The sequence below is a fragment of the Pseudoalteromonas sp. UBA6610 genome, assembly GCF_002433295.1.
In the GTDB taxonomy this organism is placed as follows: domain Bacteria; phylum Pseudomonadota; class Gammaproteobacteria; order Enterobacterales; family Alteromonadaceae; genus Pseudoalteromonas; species Pseudoalteromonas atlantica.
Map to the genome: position 1 here is coordinate 27,178 of NZ_DJHW01000061.1, position 21,235 is coordinate 48,412.

At 42.7% G+C, this 21,235-nt stretch carries 20 protein-coding genes and 1 pseudogene; 20 read left to right on the forward strand and 1 reads right to left on the reverse strand.

The window, feature by feature from the left end; genetic code table 11:
- Positions 1 to 1,308: sigma-54 dependent transcriptional regulator (locus B4F91_RS07905; RefSeq protein ID WP_288635539.1), on the forward strand; the 1,308-nt coding region annotated here is incomplete at its 5' end.
- A 264-nt stretch (positions 1,309 to 1,572) separates the two neighbouring features.
- On the opposite strand, the gene B4F91_RS07910 is transcribed toward B4F91_RS07905, so the two are convergent.
- Positions 1,573 to 2,166 carry a DNA-3-methyladenine glycosylase I gene (locus B4F91_RS07910; protein ID WP_286938643.1) on the reverse strand — a complete coding sequence of 198 codons (594 nt, stop codon included), beginning with the start codon at positions 2,164 to 2,166 and terminating at the stop codon, positions 1,573 to 1,575.
- Positions 2,167 to 2,298: 132 nt separating this feature from the next.
- On the opposite strand from B4F91_RS07910, the gene B4F91_RS07915 reads away from it, so the two are divergent.
- From B4F91_RS07915 to B4F91_RS08005, 19 genes and pseudogenes are all read left to right on the forward strand, one after another.
- Positions 2,299 to 3,411, forward strand: a complete 1,113-nt coding sequence (locus tag B4F91_RS07915; RefSeq protein ID WP_286938644.1) for a sensor histidine kinase — start codon at positions 2,299 to 2,301, stop codon at positions 3,409 to 3,411.
- Positions 3,408 to 4,832 carry a sigma-54-dependent transcriptional regulator gene (locus tag B4F91_RS07920; protein ID WP_286938645.1) on the forward strand — a complete coding sequence of 475 codons (1,425 nt, stop codon included), beginning with the start codon at positions 3,408 to 3,410 and terminating at the stop codon, positions 4,830 to 4,832. The genes B4F91_RS07915 and B4F91_RS07920 overlap by 4 nt, the downstream gene beginning before the upstream one ends.
- Before the next feature lie 172 nt (positions 4,833 to 5,004).
- A complete protein-coding gene (fliE, locus tag B4F91_RS07925) occupies positions 5,005 to 5,337 on the forward strand; it encodes a flagellar hook-basal body complex protein FliE (protein ID WP_004588289.1) in 333 nt (110 codons plus the stop codon).
- A gap of 20 nt (positions 5,338 to 5,357) precedes the next feature.
- Complete coding sequence (gene fliF / locus B4F91_RS07930; RefSeq protein ID WP_004588290.1) at positions 5,358 to 7,073, forward strand: flagellar basal-body MS-ring/collar protein FliF; 1,716 nt, start codon at positions 5,358 to 5,360, stop codon at positions 7,071 to 7,073.
- Positions 7,066 to 8,106: a flagellar motor switch protein FliG gene (fliG, locus tag B4F91_RS07935; RefSeq protein WP_096041358.1), complete on the forward strand. Its 1,041-nt coding sequence runs from the start codon at positions 7,066 to 7,068 to the stop codon at positions 8,104 to 8,106. Before fliF ends, fliG begins: the two co-directional genes overlap by 8 nt.
- A gap of 3 nt (positions 8,107 to 8,109) precedes the next feature.
- The gene (fliH, locus tag B4F91_RS07940) at positions 8,110 to 8,919 is read left to right on the forward strand and encodes a flagellar assembly protein FliH (RefSeq protein WP_286938646.1); all 810 of its coding nucleotides are present in this window, start codon (positions 8,110 to 8,112) and stop codon (positions 8,917 to 8,919) included.
- Positions 8,920 to 8,937: 18 nt separating this feature from the next.
- Positions 8,938 to 10,272 carry a flagellar protein export ATPase FliI gene (fliI, locus tag B4F91_RS07945; protein ID WP_054982998.1) on the forward strand — a complete coding sequence of 445 codons (1,335 nt, stop codon included), beginning with the start codon at positions 8,938 to 8,940 and terminating at the stop codon, positions 10,270 to 10,272.
- The gene (gene fliJ / locus B4F91_RS07950; protein ID WP_004588294.1) at positions 10,272 to 10,718 is read left to right on the forward strand and encodes a flagellar export protein FliJ; all 447 of its coding nucleotides are present in this window, start codon (positions 10,272 to 10,274) and stop codon (positions 10,716 to 10,718) included. Before fliI ends, fliJ begins: the two co-directional genes overlap by 1 nt.
- A gap of 90 nt (positions 10,719 to 10,808) precedes the next feature.
- Complete coding sequence (locus B4F91_RS07955; RefSeq protein ID WP_286938647.1) at positions 10,809 to 12,794, forward strand: flagellar hook-length control protein FliK; 1,986 nt, start codon at positions 10,809 to 10,811, stop codon at positions 12,792 to 12,794.
- A 57-nt stretch (positions 12,795 to 12,851) separates the two neighbouring features.
- Positions 12,852 to 13,385, forward strand: a complete 534-nt coding sequence (gene fliL, locus B4F91_RS07960) for a flagellar basal body-associated protein FliL (protein ID WP_004588296.1) — start codon at positions 12,852 to 12,854, stop codon at positions 13,383 to 13,385.
- Between the two features lie 9 nt (positions 13,386 to 13,394).
- Positions 13,395 to 14,486: a flagellar motor switch protein FliM gene (fliM, locus tag B4F91_RS07965; protein ID WP_004588297.1), complete on the forward strand. Its 1,092-nt coding sequence runs from the start codon at positions 13,395 to 13,397 to the stop codon at positions 14,484 to 14,486.
- 20 nt (positions 14,487 to 14,506) lie between these two features.
- Positions 14,507 to 14,905, forward strand: coding sequence for a flagellar motor switch protein FliN (fliN, locus tag B4F91_RS07970; RefSeq protein WP_004588298.1), 399 nt, complete (start codon positions 14,507 to 14,509; stop codon positions 14,903 to 14,905).
- Complete coding sequence (gene fliO, locus B4F91_RS07975) at positions 14,902 to 15,285, forward strand: flagellar biosynthetic protein FliO (RefSeq protein WP_004588299.1); 384 nt, start codon at positions 14,902 to 14,904, stop codon at positions 15,283 to 15,285. The genes fliN and fliO overlap by 4 nt, the downstream gene beginning before the upstream one ends.
- Before the next feature lie 4 nt (positions 15,286 to 15,289).
- On the forward strand, positions 15,290 to 16,033 hold the full coding sequence (gene fliP, locus B4F91_RS07980; protein WP_024032315.1) for a flagellar type III secretion system pore protein FliP: 744 nt from the start codon (positions 15,290 to 15,292) through the stop codon (positions 16,031 to 16,033).
- A gap of 42 nt (positions 16,034 to 16,075) precedes the next feature.
- On the forward strand, positions 16,076 to 16,345 hold the full coding sequence (fliQ, locus tag B4F91_RS07985; RefSeq protein WP_004588301.1) for a flagellar biosynthesis protein FliQ: 270 nt from the start codon (positions 16,076 to 16,078) through the stop codon (positions 16,343 to 16,345).
- A 2-nt stretch (positions 16,346 to 16,347) separates the two neighbouring features.
- On the forward strand, positions 16,348 to 17,127 hold the full coding sequence (gene fliR, locus B4F91_RS07990) for a flagellar biosynthetic protein FliR (RefSeq protein WP_004588302.1): 780 nt from the start codon (positions 16,348 to 16,350) through the stop codon (positions 17,125 to 17,127).
- Positions 17,128 to 17,135: 8 nt separating this feature from the next.
- The gene (gene flhB, locus B4F91_RS07995) at positions 17,136 to 18,269 is read left to right on the forward strand and encodes a flagellar biosynthesis protein FlhB (protein WP_054983002.1); all 1,134 of its coding nucleotides are present in this window, start codon (positions 17,136 to 17,138) and stop codon (positions 18,267 to 18,269) included.
- Positions 18,270 to 18,469: 200 nt separating this feature from the next.
- On the forward strand, positions 18,470 to 20,581 hold the full coding sequence (gene flhA, locus B4F91_RS08000) for a flagellar biosynthesis protein FlhA (RefSeq protein ID WP_024032312.1): 2,112 nt from the start codon (positions 18,470 to 18,472) through the stop codon (positions 20,579 to 20,581).
- 22 nt (positions 20,582 to 20,603) lie between these two features.
- Positions 20,604 to 21,235: pseudogene (locus tag B4F91_RS08005) on the forward strand (flagellar biosynthesis protein FlhF); the annotation flags it as partial.

The window sequence follows — 21,235 nt, forward strand, 5'->3', positions numbered from 1 at the left end:
CAAGAATGCATTGTTATTTTAGGTGCATTGCAAAGCTTAGATCATGAAAGCTTAATTAAGCGTTTTCCAACCCTACCTTTTTTACTGATTGGTGAAACACTCAAGCCGTTATTAAGTATTGCTAATGTAGTGGGCTTAATTTGTGAGCCGTTTAATCATGAAGTAACCACACAGTTATTACACGACTGCCAACAGTACCAACGTATGTTGCCTGGTAGCCACAAGCAGCATAAACCACACAAAACATTTGATGGTTTAGTAGGGGAAACAGACGCAGTTAAAAACGTACGCTTTTTAATTGAGCAAGTGGCTAAAACCGATGCAAATGTGCTTATTTTAGGTGAGTCGGGTACAGGTAAAGAGGTGGTTGCGCGTAACGTCCATTTATTATCTAAACGCAATACTGGGCCGTTTGTACCAGTAAACTGTGGTGCTATTCCTGGAGAGTTGCTCGAAAGCGAGCTATTCGGTCACGAAAAAGGGGCGTTTACCGGCGCTATTTCTGCACGTAAAGGGCGCTTTGAATTGGCTCAAGGCGGTACGCTATTTTTAGATGAAATTGGCGATATGCCGCTGCAAATGCAAGTAAAGTTATTGCGTGTATTACAAGAGCGCAGCTACGAGCGTGTAGGTGGCACAAAAGCTATTCAAGCAGATGTACGGGTGATTGCCGCTACTCATCGCAACCTTGAGGAAATGATTGAAAAGGGCAGCTTTAGGGAAGATTTATATTACCGTTTAAACGTGTTTCCTATTGAAAACCCGTCACTTAATGAACGTGCTGACGACATACCTTTATTACTTAAAGAGTTAATGCGTCGTGTGAATGAGCAAAGTGGTACGTCGGCTAAATTTACAGAGCGCGCGGTAGAGAGCCTAAAAGAGCATGCTTGGCCTGGTAATATTCGAGAGCTTGCTAATTTAGTGGAGCGCATGGTGATTATGTTCCCTGAAAAAGTAGTGGATGTACCCGATTTACCCAATAAATATCGCTACATCGAGGTAGACGCATACGAGCCAGAATACCCTGAAGAGCTACTTGAAAAAGATGCCTTTAACGATATTTTTAGCTCAGGCTTTAGCGATTATGATAATGAACCAGAGCCTGAATTTAGCCAACCGGGATCTGGCGTATTACCCGAAGAGGGCATAGAGCTTAAAGATTATTTAGCAGAGCTTGAAATAAGCTTAATTACCCAAGCGTTAGAGCGTTTTGATTACGTTGTTGCGCGCGCCGCAGAAATATTAGGTGTAAGGCGTACAACGCTTGTTGAAAAAATGAAAAAGTACAATCTTTCACGAGATTAGCAGTATGCAAATGGTGAAAGACTTTTCGTTATTTATTATTCATTTTTGAGGAGTTAATTTACGGGCTTTGCCCGTCACGCAAGCAAGCTTCGCGTTTACAAGGTAAACGCGAAGCTTGCTCGCGTAAAAAGCGCAGCTTTTAATTGCTTAACCCCAAAAAAACGAGGTCAAATGAGAAACCACAATTAACTTACACGTTACTTCTCTAAAGCGAAGCGTCTCTTCACCTTTTTATGAACAGAACATTTTATGGTGATAAATCACTTATTCACTAAACGCCTTTATAATTTCTTCTTTTCTAAAACAATCATTACTATGATCGTTAACCATGCCACAGGCCTGCATATGTGCGTATACCGTTGTAGGACCCAAAAATTTAAAACCTCGTTTTTTTAAATCTTTTGCAAACGCTTTTGACTCCTCGGTAATTGCAGGGGTGTCTTCAACATTATTTAAATCACTAATAATTGGTTTATTGCCAACAAATCGCCACTGGTAATTACTAAAGCTGCCAAATTCTTTTTGAATCTCAATAAACCGTTGAGCATTATTAACTGTGGCAGCAATTTTTAAGCGGTTACGCACTATGCTCTCATCTTGCATTAGCCGTTCTATATCATCGGCTGTAAAGTTAGCCACTTTTTGCACATTAAAATTAGCAAATGCTTTTTTATAGCCTGCGCGCTTTTTTAAAATGGTGTACCAACTTAAGCCCGCTTGCGCCGACTCGAGGGTAATAAATTCAAATAATTTCGTGTCGTCATAAAGGGGAACTCCCCATTCTTCATCATGGTATTTCACATAATCAGGCTTTGTGGCGTCGAGCCATGCACAACGGCATTTATTTTGCTCACTCATTATTATTCCTTTTAGTGTGCGTCATTTTTTTGTTACGCGATATTGTAAGGTAACTAAATGAAAAATATATAAAATAATATTGGTATAAATTGTGCATTTAGCCCTATATCTACATCATTAAGAGATTTGATTATGGCCCTTGCGAGTGTACTTAAACCACAGTTTATTACTGCAAAACAGTATAACCCATGTTTACTTCAAGAAGAGTACATTGGTGAATTAAGTGATTTAAGACAGCAGGCAAGTTGGCTGTCGCACTTAGTTGATACCATGCCTGCGGGTGTTGTTGTGCTTGATGGCAAAGGGCTTATTGCAAAAGCCAATCAAATCGCGATTGATATGTTAGGCGAGCCGCTTGAAGGAGAGAAGTGGTTTAACATTATTCAACGCTCTTTTCGTCCCCACCGAGATGATGGACATGAAGTGTCGCTCAAAGATGGGCGCCTTATAAAGCTTGATATTACTGCGCTAGCGCCAGAGCCTGGGCAATTAATATTAATGACAGATTTAACAGAAACGCGCCGTTTGCAAAAGCGCGTAGCCCATATGCAGCGCCTAAGCGCGTTAGGTAAAATGGTGGCTTCGCTTGCGCACCAAGTGCGTACACCGCTTTCGGCGGCTATGTTATACGCGGCCAATTTGGGCTCTAAAAAGCTACCAGAGTCATCACGCGATAACTTTCAAACTAAGTTAATGTCGCGTTTAAAAGATTTAGAAACCCAAGTTAACGATATGCTACTTTTTGCCAAAAGCGGCGAGCAACAAGTGGTTGAACAGGTTTCTATGCAGCAGCTTTTAAACGAAGTAAAACTAGGTGCCGATGCAATGGTGGCCTTAAATAACAGCTCACTTGTTGTTGAGCTACCAGAGCCAGACATAGAAATTACCGGTAATAAAACCGCGCTGGCCAGTGCTATTCAAAACCTTATTCACAATAGCATCCAAATTATTGGCAGCCAAGCCCTGGTGACATTAAAAGCGCAGCGCGATAGCAGCGAACCCGATACCGTGCGTATTAGCGTATGCGATAACGGCCCTGGTGTAGAGTTGAGCCAAATAGAGAAAATTTTTGAACCGTTTTATACCACAAAAAGCCAAGGTACAGGGCTCGGGCTTGCTGTTGTAAGCTCTGTGGCTAATGCGCATCAAGGACGTGTTGAAGTGGTTAATAATGCCAATGGTGGTGCATGTTTTAGTTTATTGCTGCCCATATGCACGGCCTCAACGCAGGAGAAAACAGCATGAGTAATACAATACTAGTGGTTGAAGATGATGCAGGTTTAAGAGAAGCACTCATAGACACGTTAGAAATGTCGGGTATTGCCTGTGTTGCAGCCGATAGTGCTGAGCAAGCCATGATCCAATTAAAAAAATCTGAGTTTTCATTAGTGGTCAGCGACGTGCAAATGGGCGCAATGAGCGGCCTAGATTTACTTAGGAGCATTAAGCTTAACTACCCAGATCTCCCCGTATTAATGATGACTGCCTATGCAACGATTGATGATGCAGTAGAGGCAATGCGCTTAGGCGCAATTGATTATATGGCTAAACCATTTGCCCCTGAGGTGCTTTTAAATATGGTTAGTCGGTATTTACCCGAAAAGCCAAAAGACACTGACGGCCCAATTGTTGCCGACCCAAGCAGTATTGCGCTTTTAGAACTGGCGAGCAAAGTGGCGCGCTCAGATGCAAGTGTTATGGTGCTAGGCCCTAGTGGCTCTGGTAAAGAAGTGTTAGCGCGCTACATTCACGATAAATCAAACCGATGCGATGCGCCTTTTGTGGCAATAAACTGTGCGGCTATTCCCGAAAACATGCTTGAAGCCACTTTATTTGGCTACGAAAAAGGCGCGTTTACCGGTGCAATACAGGCATGCCCAGGTAAATTTGAACAAGCTCAGGGTGGCACCATATTACTTGATGAAATAACCGAAATGGACTTAGGGCTGCAAGCTAAGCTATTACGGGTATTGCAAGAGCGTGAAGTTGAGCGTTTAGGTGCCCGAAAAACAATTTCACTCGACGTAAGAGTACTCGCCACCAGTAACCGCGACCTAAAAGAAGCCGTTGCAGATAATCAATTTAGAGAAGACTTGTATTACCGCTTAAATGTATTTCCTCTAATGTGGCGACCGCTTTGTGAGCGCCCAGGCGATATAATTGTATTGGCTAAGCATTTAATAGAGCGCCATTTAGTTAAAAGTAAAGAGCCGCTAGCAACGCTTGATAGTGCCGCTGAACAAAAATTACTAAGCCATGCATGGCCTGGTAATGTACGCGAGCTTGATAATGTAATTCAACGTGCGCTTATTTTGCGAACGGGCAATGTAATTGGCGAACAGGCCATTTTTATTGAAAACTTAATGCAAGCGCCAATTAACAGTACGCCTACACAGGAGATAGCGCCTGAACAAGCGAACACTCCCAGTGGCGCGTATTATGATGACAAAATAACGCCTGCAGAGGCGAGTAGCTCTCTGCCTAGTGTTGATACTGGCAGCTATAAAGATGAGCTAAAAGATAAAGAGCATAAAATAATATTAGAGACCCTAGCGCGCTGCCAAGGCAAACGTAAAGATGTTGCCCAAACACTTGGGATCAGTCCGCGTACTTTACGTTATAAACTAGCGCAAATGCGCGATTTAGGTATTTCGCTGCCCGCATAACTTTATCCCTTTCTTCTATATAACCCTAAACTAACCACGCTTAGTTTAGGGTTGTCAAATCTCTGACTCTTAAAAATAATAGTTAACCTTATGTAATTAAAGGTTTATTTTTATGGCACACTTTGTGCTTTATTCCCTTTATGAACGTTAACTGCATTTGCCAGAGAAAATTATGAAAATTCAAAACAGCGCGCTATTTCAAGAAATGCAATCAATGGCTTTAGAAGCAGGCCATACAAATCAAATCAATAAGCTACCTACTCAAGCTCAGCCAACATCGTCTGCTCAATTTGGTGACTTACTAAGTGATGCATTAAACACGGTTAATGGCTTACAACAAGATGCTAAACAAAAAGTAGTGGCTGTTGAAATGGGTGATAGAAGTGTATCGCTTGCTGAGGCAATGATTGCCTCACAAAAATCGTCAGTGGCATTTGAGGCTACAGTACAAGTAAGAAATAAACTTGTTGAGTCATACCAAGAAATTATGAACATGCCTGTTTAAGTAGGTAGTGGAGAATTATTGTGGCGCAATCTAATCAATCAACAGATCTTGCTCTTGCTGGCGGCGGTATTGACCAAAGCGAAGATAACGAGCAACAAGAACAAAAGTCGGGCTACTTAAGCGCCTTAAATGGTGTTGATGTGCTTCGCCAAGTCACCCTTATTATTGCGCTGGCTATTTGTTTAGCTATTGCTATATTTGTGATTATTTGGGCACGTCAGCCAGACATGCGTCCGCTGGGTAAAATGCCAACAGAAGAGCTGATCCAAACCCTTGATTTTTTAGATGCACAAAAAATTGACTACGAGCTAGATGGCAACGTAATTTCGGTTGATGAAAGCGAGTATCAAAACATTAAATTGCTAATGGCCCGTGAAGGCCTAGAGCAAGGTCCTACCTCAGGCACCGATATCATAATGCAAGATATGGGCTTTGGTGTTAGCCAACGATTAGAGCGTGAACGTTTAAAACATGGCCGCGAGCAACAACTTGCCCGCACCATAGAAGAATTAAACAACGTAACACGCGCTAAAGTTTTATTAGCCATTCCAAAAGAAAACGTATTTGCACGCAGAGAAAAAAAGCCATCAGCCACAGTGGTATTAACTCTTAAGCGCGGCAGAATGCTTGATGGCGAAGAAATTGACTCAGTGGTTGATATGATTGCCTCTGCAGTACAGGGGCTTGAGCCTTCACGTGTTACGGTAACAGATCAAAACGGTCGCTTACTTAATTCAGGTTCACAAGATTCATTAGCAGCACGCTCTCGTAAAGAGTACGACATTGAAAGAAAGCGTGAGCAAGAGTATTTAGAGAAAATAGACAGTATTCTTATTCCTGTAGTCGGCTTGGGTAACTACACGGCGCAAGTTGATTTAAATATGGACTTTAGCTCAGTAGAAGAAACACAAAAGCGCTACAACCCAGACTTACCAGCAGTAAGAAGCGAAACCACATTTGAAGAGAACAACATTGGTGGCTTAGCGGTAGGTATCCCTGGGGCACTCACTAATCAACCACCTATGAATTCAACTATTCCAGAAGTGGCAGGTCAAGGTAATGCTGGTACGGCAACGAACCCAAGCCGAGTGCATAAAGAGGCTACACGTAACTTTGAGCTAGACACCACCATTTCGCATAAGCGCCAACAAACAGGGGTTATTCGCAGAATTAGCGTCTCGGTTGCCGTTGATTATGTGCCAAAAGTAGGTGAAAACGGCGAAACAACCATGGCGCCGCGCTCGGTAGAGGCTTTGTCAAATATACGTCGCCTATTACAAGGTGGGGTAGGTTTTGATATGCAACGTGGCGATGCATTAGAGGTGGTAACCGTGCCATTTGTACGCGAAGCAGTTGATTTAGATTTAGAAGTACCGCTGTGGGAGCAGGACTGGTTTATGAAAATCGTCCGCTTAGTACTGGGTGCGCTGGTTATTATTGTGCTTATTATGGCAGTTGTTAAGCCTATGCTTAAACGCTTAATATACCCAGATGATACGCTCGAAGAGTATGATGAAGATGCATTAAGCTCTGGGGTGGATATTGGCGATAGCACGCTAGATATGCTAAATAAAGACTTTGATTCTGCTTCTGTAGGCTTCTCAAGCGATGGTACACTACAGCTGCCAGATTTACATGGCGACGAAGATTTGCTTAAAGCGGTAAGAGCACTTGTAGCGAACGAACCTGAACTATCATCACAAGTAGTGAAAGCGTGGTTAACAGAAGATGACTGATCAAGAACAAAAACAACTCCCGCCAGCGTTTGATGTTGACAAGTTAGATGGCGTAGATAAAGCTGCAATTCTTTTATTGAGCTTATCTGAAGAAGATGCAGCGCAAATACTTAAACACTTAGAGCCTAAGCAAGTGCAAAAAGTGGGTATGGCAATGGCCGCGCTAGATGACTTGTCACAATCTAAAATAAGCGCAGTCCACAATTTATTTATAGAACAAATACAAAGCTTTAGTACAATTGGCTTCCAGTCAGAAGACTTTATTAAAAAGGCGCTTACCGCCGCATTAGGTGAAGATAAAGCAGCTAGTTTAATAGACCAAATTGTAATGGGCTCGGGCGCTAAAGGCTTAGATTCACTTAAATGGATGGACTCAAAGCAAGTTGCCAATATTATTCGTAATGAGCACCCGCAAATTCAAACTATTGTTTTATCGTATTTAGAGCCTGAGCAATCGGCAGAAATCCTAGCGCAATTTCCTGAAAAAGTGCGCCTAGATTTAACTATGCGTATTGCGAACCTTGAAGAAGTGCAACCTGCAGCATTGCAAGAACTTAACGAGATTATGGAAAAACAATTTGCCGGTCAAGCAGGCGCACAAGCCGCTAAAATGGGTGGCTTAAAAGCCGCGGCAGATATCATGAACTACCTAGATACAAATGTAGAAGGGCAGTTGATGGACTCTATTCGTGAACACGATGAAGAAATGTCTCAGCAAATTCAAGATCTTATGTTTGTATTTGAAAACCTTTTGGATGTGGATGACCGCGGTATTCAAGCCATACTGCGTGAAGTACAGCAAGACGTACTAATGAAAGCCATTAAAGGGACTGATGAAGCGCTTAAAGATAAAATTTTGGGTAATATGTCTAAACGTGCTGCCGAAATGCTTGCCGATGACTTAGAAGCAATGGCACCGGTTAGAATAAGTGAAGTAGAAGCTGCCCAAAAAGAAGTGCTTTCAACAGCAAGGCGTCTATCTGACGCAGGTGAAGTTCAGCTAGGCGGCGGCGGTGGCGAGGAGTTCCTGTAAGCTATGTCTAAATTAAAAGGTCGCCCTTTACATGCAGATGAAGCTGATGAGCTTTTAAAAAACTGGCCAATACCTGATGTTGCTCCTGATGAGCGCAGTTTTGGCAATCGTTCAACGGCTTTTGGCACACCACTTTCTGATTTGTATAAAAAAGAAGTTGAAGAAGAAGCAGTAGAAGACACTCAGCCGCAAGAGCCTGAACTGCCTTCGTTAACTATGGCTGAGCTTGAGCGCATTAGGCAAGATGCTTATGAGGAAGGCTTAAAGCAAGGGCACGAACAAGGCTACATAGATGGCTTTGAAAAAGGGGTTGGTGAGGGCAAAGAAGCAGGCTATAAAGAAGGCGTAGAGCTTGGTAAAACACAAGGCCAAGAAGACGTAAAGCCGTTAATAGAAGAGCAGTTAACCAGCTTGCGTAGCATAATCGACAACCTCAGCGCTCCGCTTGATAAAGTGGACGAACTGGCAGAAAAGCACTTAGTGCAATTAGCGGTTATGTTGGCAGAAGCTATAACCTATCAAGAAATTAAAACATCGCCCGATGTTATTTTACATACGCTTAAAAAAAGCATAGATGCATTAAATACTGAGCAAGAAAAAGTTCGAGTGCATTTAAACCCAGATGACCTAGAACTGGTAAAGCAAAGCTATGGTGAGCAAACTATTGCAGATAATAATTGGCAGCTAATTGCAGAACCCACACTCGAGCGCGGCGGTTGCGAAGTTAAAACGCCACAATCGTCTTTAGATATGACCCTAAAAACCCGTGTCAAAGAAACGTTGGATAGCTTTTTGCATAATAGCGATATCTAATCTTTTTTGTGGCGTGTTATGGCAGCTCAACGTGCACCTCTAAGCGAACGCTTAAATCAATACCAACAACATATTGCAGCGTTTAAACCTGCTGTAGCGGGTATTTTAACCCGAGTAGTCGGTTTAACCCTTGAGGCGAAAGGGCTACGTGCGCCTGTAGGCAGCCAATGCAAAATAGAAACTATGTCAGGGTTTGTAGATGCTGAGGTAGTGGGCTTTAGTGAGCAAACCCTTTACTTAATGCCTAATGACCACATTTCCGGTGTGTTACCCGGTGCGCGTGTTATTCCACAAGTAAATGATACCGGCTTGCCCGTTGGTATGAGCCTACTGGGCCGCGTTGTGGATGGCTTAGGCCGCCCGCTTGACGGCCTGGGGAAAATTAACGCCGAACACTATTTAAAGTTTGCACAAAACCCCATAAACCCCCTCGCTAGAAGACCAATCAGCCAACCTATGGATGTAGGTGTACGGGCTATAAATTCAGTTATTACTGTAGGGCAAGGCCAGCGTATGGGTTTGTTTGCAGGCTCTGGTGTTGGTAAATCGGTCCTCTTAGGTATGATGACCCGCGGCAGTGAAGCCGATGTTATTGTGGTTGGCCTAGTGGGTGAGCGTGGCCGTGAGGTAAAAGAGTTTATTGAAGAGATACTCGGTGTAGAAGGGCGCAAACGCTCTGTTGTGGTAGCTGCTCCTGCTGATGCATCGCCCCTTATGCGCTTAAAAGGCTGTGAAAGTGCGGTGACCATTGCTGAGTACTTTCGTGATCAAGGTTTAAACGTATTGTTATTGCTTGATTCAGTAACCCGTTACGCCATGGCGCAACGCGAAATAGCCCTAGCGGTTGGCGAACCTCCTGCAACAAAAGGGTATCCGCCTTCTGTATTTGCTAAATTACCGGCGCTGGTGGAGCGAGCGGGTAATGGCGGCGAAGGGCAAGGGTCTATCACTGCGTTTTTTACAGTGCTTAGTGAGGGCGATGATATGCAAGACCCAATAGCCGATGCTGCACGTGCTATTTTAGATGGGCATATTGTACTTTCTCGAGATTTAGCCGATAGCGGTCATTACCCCGCGATAGATATCGAAAAATCAATTTCTCGTGTTATGCCGCAAGTGGTGTCTGAGCCTCATATGCAGCAGGCCCGCGTATTAAAACAAGTGTATTCAATGTATCAGCAAAATAAAGATATGATCACCTTAGGTGCGTATCAAAAAGGGGCTGACCAAATGCTTGATCAAGCTATAAATATGATGCCGCGCGTAAATGCGTTTTTACAGCAAGGTATGCGCGATGTAATAAGTTACGATGATGGTTTACACGGCCTAGCTCAATTACTAGGACAAGCATAATGGCAAAAAATAAGCTCGATTTACTGCTTAAGCTCGAAAACGACAAAGAAGAAAATCTGCGCATGAGCTACTTACAAGCCAATCAAAATTTACAAGCTAACCAACAAAAGCTGCAAGGGTTAAATAACTTTAGATTAGAATACTCTCAGCAATTACATGTGAAAGGAAAGTCCGGTTTATCAAGCGCGGGCTTTGGCCAGTACCATGCCTTTATAGCAAAAATTGAAGAAGCGATTCGCCAGCAAGCCAGTACGGTAAATACCGCTAAGCAAGTTGTAACACAGCGTAAAGCTTTGTGGTTAAAGCAGCAGGTAAAAGCAAAAGCCGTAGCAAAATTAATTGAAAAACAAAACCTAAAAGCAGCGGCGCTAATGGCAAAGAGTGAGCAAAAAATGCTGGACGAGTTTTCTGCTAATCAATTTTTTCAGCGCCGTAAAAGTTTATAACTTTGGCGCGTTTATTGCTTTGGTTGGTAGGTGGTAATTAATTTTGGCAAAGTGCGGTGGCAACTTGCCGCAGTGCTGTGTAGGTGAATTATGGCAATAAACGATATTTCAATGTTGGCAACAGCTGAAAAAGACTCTTTTTTAGCATTTAAAGACAATAACTTACCTGCAGGTAACGAATCTGGTGATGCTTTTTTAAGCCAGCTACAAGATGCAGACAAACCCTTTGTATTACCTGCTAATTCTGAGGCTCCTAGCCAAGCAGGCTCTTTATTGCCAACAGATGATAAGCAGCTAGCCAATAGCAAAAAACCGACAGCTTCATCAAGTGAAGACACGCAAGATACGTTATTATCTGGCGATAGCGTTTTAGCACAAATAAACTCCTCGCAAGTGATTGACGTAAGTGTAAAAAAACATGGCAGTAGCGATAATGATTTTAGCGATTTAAGTGCAAAAAAGAGTGATAAAAGTGTCACCTTTTTAGCTTCGCAATTAGGTGAAACTGGTGAGGCCGATGCCATAACGACTAAAGCCGATGATACTCTTTTAGCTGATGATAATAGCAATGGCAAAAAAAGCGCGTTTACAAACGCCGAGCTTGAAACTAAAGCAGCTAAGCAAAGCGCTGGAGAAAATTTAGCCCCTTCTTTAAAAAATGAGAGCCTAGCAAGTAGTGCAGCTAAAAACCCAATAGCAGAAGCGGTGCAAACACAAATTAATAAAACTAATAGCAGTGCAGCCTCTGTAGGTAATGAAGGTAAAGGTGCTGAGAATACAAAAGCGCCAGGCACTGCGTTAAATGCTGAAGGTGCGCTGCCTATAAGCGATACAGACATAGAGCAATTAGCCAAAGAACTGACTCGTTCATCTACGCAATCAGAGCTATCAACCACATTTAAAGTACTCAACTCATTAAGCGAAGCGCAACGTGCACAATTAAACGAGCACGTTAAAAGCTCATTAACTGAAACCACGCCAAGTGAAGGTGATGATCGGGCAAGCTCCGTTAAACAATTACTTACAGAATTTGTCGTACAAAATGAAAAAGAGACAAGCACGCGCGGTGAGTTAGTTCAATCTCAGTTAAAAAACTTAAATAGCGATGAAAAGCAGGCGCTACTTAGTCAATTAAAAAGCTATGTGAGTAACGAGCAACCAACAGGTGATACACTCAAAAAAGTAAATGAAACAATAAGCAACTTACAAACTATGCTTGATACGCAGCTTAGTGAGAGCAAAGCGCAAAGTGTGTCGAGCTCTGCAAATATGGCTTTAAATGCGCAGCAAGCCAGTAATGCTGCAATGAATGCGAATACACCGCAAAATAAAGCCATAATTAATGCTGAAGCACACTCTAGCATTGAGCAAGACGGTGTAAATCCAGAAGAGTTCAACGCCCTAGAGGCCGAGCAGGAAAGCTTACTTAAAGAGCCTAAAACAAATACTGGTTTATCGCGTGTAGCTCAGGTGTTTACGTTGATAACCGATGGCGTTAATAACACGCAGGCACAAATAAATACTCAGTATGACAACGCTCGTTATGAGCAGTCTATTTTAGAGAGCCAAGCTATACAGTCGCAGCAATTACAAAGCAGCACCGCGCAGGTTAAGCAGGTCAATATAGATGCAAGTATGATGCAGGCTATTAATATTGTTAAAAGTGATGCAGCTAAAATGCTTCAAGAGCGTGTATCTTCAATGCTAAGCATTAGCAATAAAGAAGCTGAAATTCGCTTAGATCCGCCAGAAATGGGCAGTATGCAAATTCGTATCAGAAGTGATGCTGAACAAGCACAAATAAATTTTGTAGTGCAAAACCAGCAAGCTAAAGAAGCACTTGAACAATCAATGCCGCGCTTACGTGAAATGTTAGCCGAGCAGGGAATTGATTTAGGTGAAAGTACGATTTCTTACGGGCAATCTGGTAATGAGCAAAGCGATGAAGGCGAAGGGCAATCACAAGGTCAAACGGCTAATAAAAATACACAGCAGGATAAAAATGATGAGCAAGATGGGGCTAACCCACAAAGTTCTCGACAACAAACTTCATCATCAATAGATTACTATGCCTAAGTACTGCTATTATAATAACTAAAACAAGCAAGTACCTTTGCTAAAAAAGGAATCACAATGGCCGAAGAAACAAGTTTAGAAATAGAAGAAACCGGTAAAAGCAAAAAAAAGCTGATCATAATCATAGTGGCAGTCCTGCTTGTTGTTGGCGGTGGTGCAGGCTATTTTTTTATGGCGGGCGATGATGCACCCGTTGAAACATTAGATGAAGAAACAACAACCGCAGCGCAAAGCGACTCGGCTACACCTTCAGGCTCTTCAGCTGAAATGGGCAGTGCCTTGTATGTTGCTATGCCAAGACCCTTTGTGTTTAATGTACCTGGGTCAAGCAGAGATAGAATTGTACAAATAAAAGTGCAATTACTTGTGCGTGGCGATGTAAATGAAGAAACCGCTAAAAAGCACATCCCACTGATTGAAGGCACCTTGTTAAGCGTGTTTTCAACCACCACAGCTGATGAACTCAGCACCAGTGCAGGCAAAGAAACATTACGCTTTACTGCGCTTGAAAAAGTGCAAGCTGCGCTAAATGATGTTGAAGGCACTAAAGTAATTGAGCGGGTATTGTTTACCGGCTTTGTGATGCAATAAGGGGCTAGCGTGAGCGATTTATTATCCCAAGACGAAATTGATGCACTCTTACACGGCGTTGATGAAGTCGAAGAGGAAGATATACACGAAGGTGAAGACGGCGAAGGCAGTACATTACAGTACGACTTTTCTTCGCAAGATCGGATCGTGCGTGGTCGCATGCCGACCCTGGAAATTGTTAACGAGCGGTTTGCTCGTCATATGCGAATAAGCTTATTTAACATGATGCGCCGCACCGCAGAGGTGTCGATTAATGGCGTACAAATGATTAAATTTGGCGAATATATTCATACCTTATTTGTACCAACAAGTTTAAATATGGTGCGTTTTAGACCGTTAAAAGGCACTGGCCTTATCACCATGGAAGCACGTTTAGTGTTTATTTTGGTAGATAACTTTTTTGGTGGTGACGGGCGTTACCATGCCAAAATTGAAGGCCGCGAATTTACCCCTACCGAACGTCGAATCGTGCAAATGCTACTAAAAATTATCTTTGAAGATTACAAAGAAGCATGGGCACCGGTTATGGACGTCTCGTTTGAATACCTCGATTCAGAAGTAAATCCAGCAATGGCTAACATTGTGAGCCCTACTGAGGTTGTGGTTATTAGCTCTTTTCATATTGAATTAGATGGCGGTGGCGGCGATTTTCACATCGCTTTGCCGTATTCAATGCTTGAACCCATTAGAGAGCTATTAGATGCGGGTGTACAATCGGATACAGAAGACACCGATTTGCGCTGGAGCAAAGCTTTACGCGATGAAATTATGGACGTTGAGGTGGATATGTCGACTCAACTTCTTGAGGTGGATTTGTCTCTTAAACAAATAATGGAACTTAAAGCGGGCGATATTATACCGGTAGAAATGCCAGAGCATATTACGGTATTTGTTGAGGAGTTACCTACATTTAGAGCTAAAATGGGTCGTTCTCGCGATAACGTTGCGCTACAAATTAGTGAAAAAATTAAACGCCCTGATTCAGTTAAATCTGAGCTGCATGTATTTACCAAAGGCGGCAAGAAAATTGATTCAGATGCAGAATTAGCAGAACTAGAAGATGATTTACACCTTTCTGACGGTGTAGACTTAGACTGGTAATTGATTAAAAGGTTAAAAGTATGAGCGATGATCAAGATACAATGGACGAATGGGCAGCAGCCCTAGCTGAAGCCGAAGGCGGTGATGAGAGCGCCGAAGCGCATGTAGCAGAGCTTGATGAACTAAGTGATGCTAAACATGAACTTAGCGGTGACGAAAAGCGTAAACTCGATACAATTTTAGATATTCCTGTGACTATTTCTATGGAAGTAGGGCGCTCTAAAATAAATATTCGTAACTTACTGCAGCTAAACCAAGGCTCTGTTGTTGAACTAGACCGCGTAGCCGGTGAGCCACTGGATGTATTAGTAAATGGTACGCTTATTGCCCATGGCGAAGTAGTTGTAGTAAATGATAAATTTGGTATTCGTTTAACGGATGTTATTAGCCAGGTAGAGCGGATCAAAAAATTACGATGAGCTCCCTTGCTGCTTTAACAAACTCAGTATTTACAAAGGCAGAAACGTTAACACCTACGGCCGACATTTTGTCTATGGTGTTGTCGTTGGTTGCGGTGCTAGTACTGATTGTAGTGCTGGCATTTTTTGTTAAAAAACTTAACCCAAATTTAGCTAATAGCGAAGAATTTAAAGTGGTACGAAGCTTACCGCTTGGCTCTCGAGAGCGCTTAATGGTGGTTGAAATAGATAATGCGCAGCATTTATTAGGGGTCACCCCGCACAGTATTAACTACTTACATAAATTAGACACGCCGTTAAGTGAAAAAGAACTGCCAGAACTTGCTAAGCGATTTAGCAAACTACTAAACCCGCAAACGAATCAAAATAAAAAGAATTAACCCTATGATAAAGTGGCTGCTGATTATTTTAGCTGTGTTATTTGTACCTGCTGCAAGCAGTGCAGAGGGCATAGACGCTCTAACCATTACAACCAATGCCGACGGGACGCAAGATTACTCTGTAACCTTGCAAGTACTGGCAATTATGACGGCGCTGAGCTTTATTCCTGCTGCCATAATTATGATGACCTCGTTTACCCGAATTATTGTTGTACTGGCCATTTTGCGCCAAGCCATTGGTTTACAATCAACACCTTCAAACCAAGTTTTATTAGGGATGTCGCTTTTTTTAAGTATTTTTATTATGGCGCCTATTTATCAGCAAGTTAACGAACGTGCGATAGAACCCTATTTAAATGAACAAGTTACTTCGGTACAAGCATTAGAGCTTGCAAAGGAGCCCATGAAGGCCTTTATGCTCTCGCAGGTACGATTAAAAGACTTAGAAACGTTTGCCAAAATAGCAGGTTATGACCAGCTTGACTCGCCAGAGGCCACGCCGCTTATTGTGTTAATACCTGCATTTGTGACCAGTGAACTACAAACCGCGTTTATTATTGGTTTTATGTTCTTTATACCGTTTTTAATTGTGGATTTAGTGGTTGCCTCGGTATTAATGGCCATGGGTATGATGATGCTCTCGCCCATGATAGTGTCCTTGCCTTTTAAAATAATGTTATTTGTACTGGTCGATGGCTGGAGCCTAGTAATGGGCACGTTAGCCAAAAGCTTTGGCTTAGGGACATAAACCATGTTTTACATTCGCACTTTTAAACATTAGGAGTACAACATGGAACCAGAAATTTTTGTTGATATTCTTAGCGATGCACTGTTTTTAGTTATTAAGCTGGTATCAGCTATTGTGGTACCAGGTTTACTTGTTGGTTTAGTGGTGGCGGTGTTCCAAGCGGCAACCTCAATTAATGAACAAACCCTAAGTTTTTTACCGCGATTATTAATTACCATTGGGGCACTTATTGTAGGTGGACATTGGCTTACTCAAGAGCTAATGGACTTTTTTACCCGCCTAGTATTACTCATTCCTGAAATTGCAGGCTAATTGTGGAATTTCCTTTTTCTGTTGTTATTCAATGGTTAAGTGATTTTTTACTGCCTTTAGTTCGCATCAGCTCTATGATCATGATTATGGCGGGCTTAGGCGCGCAAAACGTACCTACGCGCATTAAAATGGGGTTGGCGGTAGTGGTAACGTTTTTAGTGGTGCCAGCGCTGCCTCCTGCAACATTTACTAATTTATTTTCTTTTGAAATGGTGCTGGTGGTTATTCAGCAAATGTTGATAGGTGTTGCAATAGGGTTTGCCTCTACACTAATGCTAAATACCTTTGTGCTTGCTGGGCAAATACTGGCAATGCAAACCGGTTTGGGCTTTGCCTCTGTTATAGACCCTTCAAATGGTGCGAGTGTGCCTGCAGTTGGCCAGTTTTACTTAATTTTAGCGACCTTGTTATTTTTTGTTTTTAATGGCCATTTAATGATGATTCAAATGGTGGTGCATAGTTTTTCGGTGTTGCCTATAAACGGCCAGTGGTGGGCTGTTGATCATTACTGGGACATAGTAACGTGGGGCAGCTGGATGTTTACCACTGCACTGGTATTGGCTTTAGCCCCCCTTACGGCCATGCTCATTATTAATATTTCATTTGGTATTATGACCCGCGCAGCACCGCAATTAAACATTTTCTCAATAGGTTTTCCGTTTACATTAGTTGCCGGTTTAATGATTATTTGGGCTACCTTGGGTAATTTTGTAACCCAATTTGAATTTCAGTGGTTAAAAATGATTGAGCTAATGTGTAGCCTTGTTGGCTGTACGGTGTAGGAGGGGCAATGGCTGAAGATTCAGGACAAGAAAAAACAGAAGAACCCACCTCCAAAAAGCTCGAAGATGCTAAAAAGAAAGGTCAAATAGCACGCTCAAAAGAGCTAGGGACTATGTTTGTACTTATTTTTTCTGCAATTTCGTTGCTGTTGTATGGGCCCGAAATAGGCAAAGGCTTATACAATATTATGGGTAGGATGCTGTCTTTAAATCGCAGTGAAACCTACGACACCACTAAAATGTTTGCGGTGTGGAGTGAGGTGGCCAGTGCGCTGCTGTTTCCTATGGCGATGTTTGTTTTAATTATTGTTATTGCAGCATTTATAGGAAATACCTTACTCGGCGGCTTTAATTTTAGTTGGGAAGCTGCAGCACCTAAGCCCAGTAAAATGTCGCCAATGAAGGGCTTTAAGCGCATGTTTGGCCCACAAGCAGCGATAGAGCTTGTAAAATCTATATTAAAGTTTGCGCTGGTGGCTATTTTTGCGGTGTTTTTGATTCAAACTTTTTTTGATGAAATTTTGCATTTAAGTATTGAAAGCGCACCTAGTAATATAATTCATGCCCTTGAAATACTCTCGTGGATGTTTTTAGGGTTGTCGTGCACTTTGGTGATTATTGCCGCAATAGATGCGCCTTATCAGAGTTATAACCACAATAAACAACTTAAAATGACCATGCAGGAGATCAAAGACGAGTACAAAAACTCAGAGGGTGATCCGCAAATTAAAGCGCGCATTAGGCAAACACAAAGGCAAATGTCGCAGCGAAGAATGATGCAAGATGTCCCCGATGCCGACGTAATTGTAACCAACCCTACTCACTATTCTGTGGCGCTAAAATACGATACTGAGCGAGCAGGTGCGCCGATTGTACTTGCCAAAGGGATAGATGAAATGGCTATGCAAATTCGTAAAATAGCTAAAGGTAACGAAGTACCGATTGTAGAATCACCTATGCTTACGCGGGCGCTTTATCATACCGCCGAAATAGGCCAACAGATCCCAGATCAGCTATTTACCGCTGTCGCACAAGTTTTAGCCTATGTATTTCAGCTTAAACGCTTTAAAAAAGGTCGCGGAAAGCGCCCCATCCCTCTTAAATCTAAACTGCCTATTCCGGATGATTTTAAATACGATTAGGGTAAGCTAACCACACTTTGAAGAGGCGCCTTGCCTAAATACCAACACGGGGCTGCAAATTCAAACGATAAAGCCCATACGCTCTTGTCTCTCACTTGCTTTAAATTTTGCATCAATACTCAATGAATCTATTGCTGACTCTATACTTGGAATAGTTATTGCAATTTCAGGCTAGTGTCAATTTATTGAATTGTAGAGTTATGGATTTTAAAGCGGTATTACAACAACTTAACAAAGATAAAAAAGAGTATGCCAAAGGTGTTGGCACACCGCTATTAGTACTTGCAGCGCTGGGTATGGTTATTTTACCGCTGCCGCCATTTCTTCTTGATATATTATTTTCATTTAATATTGCCCTTGCCTTAGTTGTTTTACTGGTGACTGTTTACACCATGAAACCCCTCGAATTTGGCATGTTTCCGGCGGTATTGTTAATCGCTACAATTATGCGTTTAGCCCTAAATGTTGCCAGTACACGCGTGGTGCTCCTTGAGGGTCACAACGGGGGCGATGCGGCTGGTAAGGTAATTGAAGCGTTTGGCTCAGTGGTTATTGGCGGAAACTACGCGGTAGGTTTAGTGGTATTTTTAATTTTGATCATCATAAACTTTGTAGTAATAACCAAAGGTGCAGGGCGTATTTCTGAAGTATCGGCTCGTTTTACGTTAGACGCTATGCCGGGTAAGCAAATGGCGATTGATGCCGACTTAAACGCTGGCTTTATTAGTGCAGAGCAAGCACGTGAGCGCCGCAGTGAAGTAACCCGCGAAGCCGACTTTTACGGCTCTATGGATGGGGCGAGTAAGTTTGTAAAAGGCGATGCCATTGCCGGTATCGTGATATTAATTATTAATATTGTTGGCGGCTTATTTGTGGGCATGATCCAACATGACTTGAGCTTTAGCCGCGCAATGGAAGTATATACTTTACTTACCATTGGTGACGGCCTTGTGGCGCAGCTTCCTTCATTACTGCTCTCTATTGGTACTGCTATTGTTGTTACTCGCCAAAACGAATCACATAACATGGGTGAGCAATTTAAAGCCCAATTAGGTAACGAAAAATCATTATTTATCGCCTCAGGTATTTTAATCATTATGGGGTTGGTTCCGGGTATGCCTCATATTGCTTTTTTAAGTTTAGGCGCACTACTTGGCTACTTAGCTTACTTTACTCAGCAGCAAAAATTAAAAGCCGCTGCTCTAGCAGCCCAAGAGGCTGAAAGTGGTGCCGTTGCCGGTACTGGCGTTGCAAACAAGCAAGAGCAAAAAGAGCTTGGATGGGACGATGTACAACAAATTGACGTTATTGGCTTAGAAGTTGGCTACAGGCTTATTCCGCTTGTTGACCAATCTCAAGGTGGTGAGCTGCTCAACCGAATTAAAGGGGTGCGTAAAAAGTTATCTCAGGAGCTTGGCTTTTTAGTACCGCCTGTACATATTCGCGATAACTTAGAGTTAGACCCTAATGCGTACCGTATTACCATGATGGGTGTTTCAAGTGGTGAAGGCGAACTCAAACATGGCGATGAACTGGCCATCAACCCAGGGCAAGTATTTGGCCCTATTAAAGGGGTTGAAACCAAAGACCCTGCATTTGGCTTAGATGCGGTGTGGATAAAGCCTGATCAAAAAGACGAAGCACAATCACTAGGTTACACCGTGGTTGACTCAGCCACTGTGGTAGCCACCCACATTAGCCAGTTATTAACTAACAGTGCCGCATTATTGCTTGGGCATGAGGAGGTTCAAAACCTGCTTGATATGTTAGCTAAAAGCCATCCGCGTTTAGTCGAAGGGTTAGTGCCAGAAGTACTACCACTGACAACCGTTGTAAAAGTACTGCAAAATTTATTAAACGAAGGTGTGGCTATTCGTGATATGCGCTCTATTGTTCAAACCCTTGTAGAGTACGGCCCACGTAGCCAAGATGCCGATGTTTTAACAGCTGCAGTGCGTATTTCACTGCGCCGTTTAATAGTTCAAGACGCTGTGGGAATGTCATCAGAAATCCCTGTCATAACCTTGGCGCCTGAGTTGGAACAGATGTTGCATCAGTCATTACAAAATGCAGGCGACGAAGGTGCCGGAATAGAACCAAGCCTTGCTGAGCGACTTCAAACATCATTAAACGAAGCGCATCAGAATCAAGAAATGGCCGGAGAACCTTCAATATTGCTAACGTCAGGAATGTTACGCACTGTGTTATCTCGTTTTGTTAAGTACACCATACCGGGTTTAAGGGTGATGTCTTATCAAGAGGTACCAGATGAAAGACAGATCAAGATTGTCAGCTCAGTAGGCCAACAATAAAGATTTTAACAGGGGTTGAACCATGAAGATTAAACGTTTTTTTGCCAAAGATATGCGCACCGCACTGAAAGAAGTTAAAGATGAGCTAGGTGTTGATGCCGTTATTATGTCGAACAAAAAACTCGCTAATGGTGTAGAAATTGTTGCCGCAGTAGATTACGACAAAGCAGCCCCTAAAGCCGCAGCACAACCACAGGCAGCGCCTGTTCCGCAAAGAGCCGTGCAACAGCCTACTCATAACTTTGTAAAGCCAGAGCCTAAGCGTGCGCAACCTGAGCCACAAGCAAAAGTAGCTGATAGCTTACAAGCTTTATTAGAGCGTCAGTCGCCACGCCCTCGCTGTCCTGAGCTAGCCTCTATGTTTTCGCAATCAGGTATTGATACGTCTGAGCATTACCAAGAGCCAGCACAGCCACGTACGACAAATATGTTTGCTCGCGAAAATGAAGCGCCAAAACGCATGCAAACCCAAGCAGACAGCCTAGGCTTTGATGACTTAGATCAAGACTTTGACGATTTAGATGCGCCGGTTGCACCACGTAGCCAAACTAATAACAACGAAAGCGCCCAAATGAGCGCGATGCGTGATGAAATGAACGCAATTCGCCAGTTATTAGAACACCAAGTATCGGGTTTAATGCAGCAAGATATGGC

What these genes read in the sequence shown, in the direction of transcription:
- B4F91_RS07920 (WP_286938645.1), top strand. Translation starts at nt 3,408, where the DNA reads ATGAGTAATACAATACTAGTGGTTGAAGATGATGCAGGTTTAAGAGAA.
- flhB (WP_054983002.1), top strand. Translation starts at nt 17,136, where the DNA reads ATGGCTGAAGATTCAGGACAAGAAAAAACAGAAGAACCCACCTCCAAA.
- B4F91_RS07915 (WP_286938644.1), top strand. Translation starts at nt 2,299, where the DNA reads ATGGCCCTTGCGAGTGTACTTAAACCACAGTTTATTACTGCAAAACAG.
- fliQ (WP_004588301.1), top strand. Translation starts at nt 16,076, where the DNA reads ATGGAACCAGAAATTTTTGTTGATATTCTTAGCGATGCACTGTTTTTA.
- fliL (WP_004588296.1), top strand. Translation starts at nt 12,852, where the DNA reads ATGGCCGAAGAAACAAGTTTAGAAATAGAAGAAACCGGTAAAAGCAAA.
- fliI (WP_054982998.1), top strand. Translation starts at nt 8,938, where the DNA reads ATGGCAGCTCAACGTGCACCTCTAAGCGAACGCTTAAATCAATACCAA.
- fliG (WP_096041358.1), top strand. Translation starts at nt 7,066, where the DNA reads ATGACTGATCAAGAACAAAAACAACTCCCGCCAGCGTTTGATGTTGAC.
- B4F91_RS07955 (WP_286938647.1), top strand. Translation starts at nt 10,809, where the DNA reads ATGGCAATAAACGATATTTCAATGTTGGCAACAGCTGAAAAAGACTCT.
- fliO (WP_004588299.1), top strand. Translation starts at nt 14,902, where the DNA reads ATGAGCTCCCTTGCTGCTTTAACAAACTCAGTATTTACAAAGGCAGAA.
- flhA (WP_024032312.1), top strand. Translation starts at nt 18,470, where the DNA reads ATGGATTTTAAAGCGGTATTACAACAACTTAACAAAGATAAAAAAGAG.
- fliJ (WP_004588294.1), top strand. Translation starts at nt 10,272, where the DNA reads ATGGCAAAAAATAAGCTCGATTTACTGCTTAAGCTCGAAAACGACAAA.
- B4F91_RS07910 (WP_286938643.1), bottom strand. Translation starts at nt 2,166, where the DNA reads ATGAGTGAGCAAAATAAATGCCGTTGTGCATGGCTCGACGCCACAAAG.
- fliH (WP_286938646.1), top strand. Translation starts at nt 8,110, where the DNA reads ATGTCTAAATTAAAAGGTCGCCCTTTACATGCAGATGAAGCTGATGAG.
- fliP (WP_024032315.1), top strand. Translation starts at nt 15,290, where the DNA reads ATGATAAAGTGGCTGCTGATTATTTTAGCTGTGTTATTTGTACCTGCT.
- fliE (WP_004588289.1), top strand. Translation starts at nt 5,005, where the DNA reads ATGAAAATTCAAAACAGCGCGCTATTTCAAGAAATGCAATCAATGGCT.
- fliN (WP_004588298.1), top strand. Translation starts at nt 14,507, where the DNA reads ATGAGCGATGATCAAGATACAATGGACGAATGGGCAGCAGCCCTAGCT.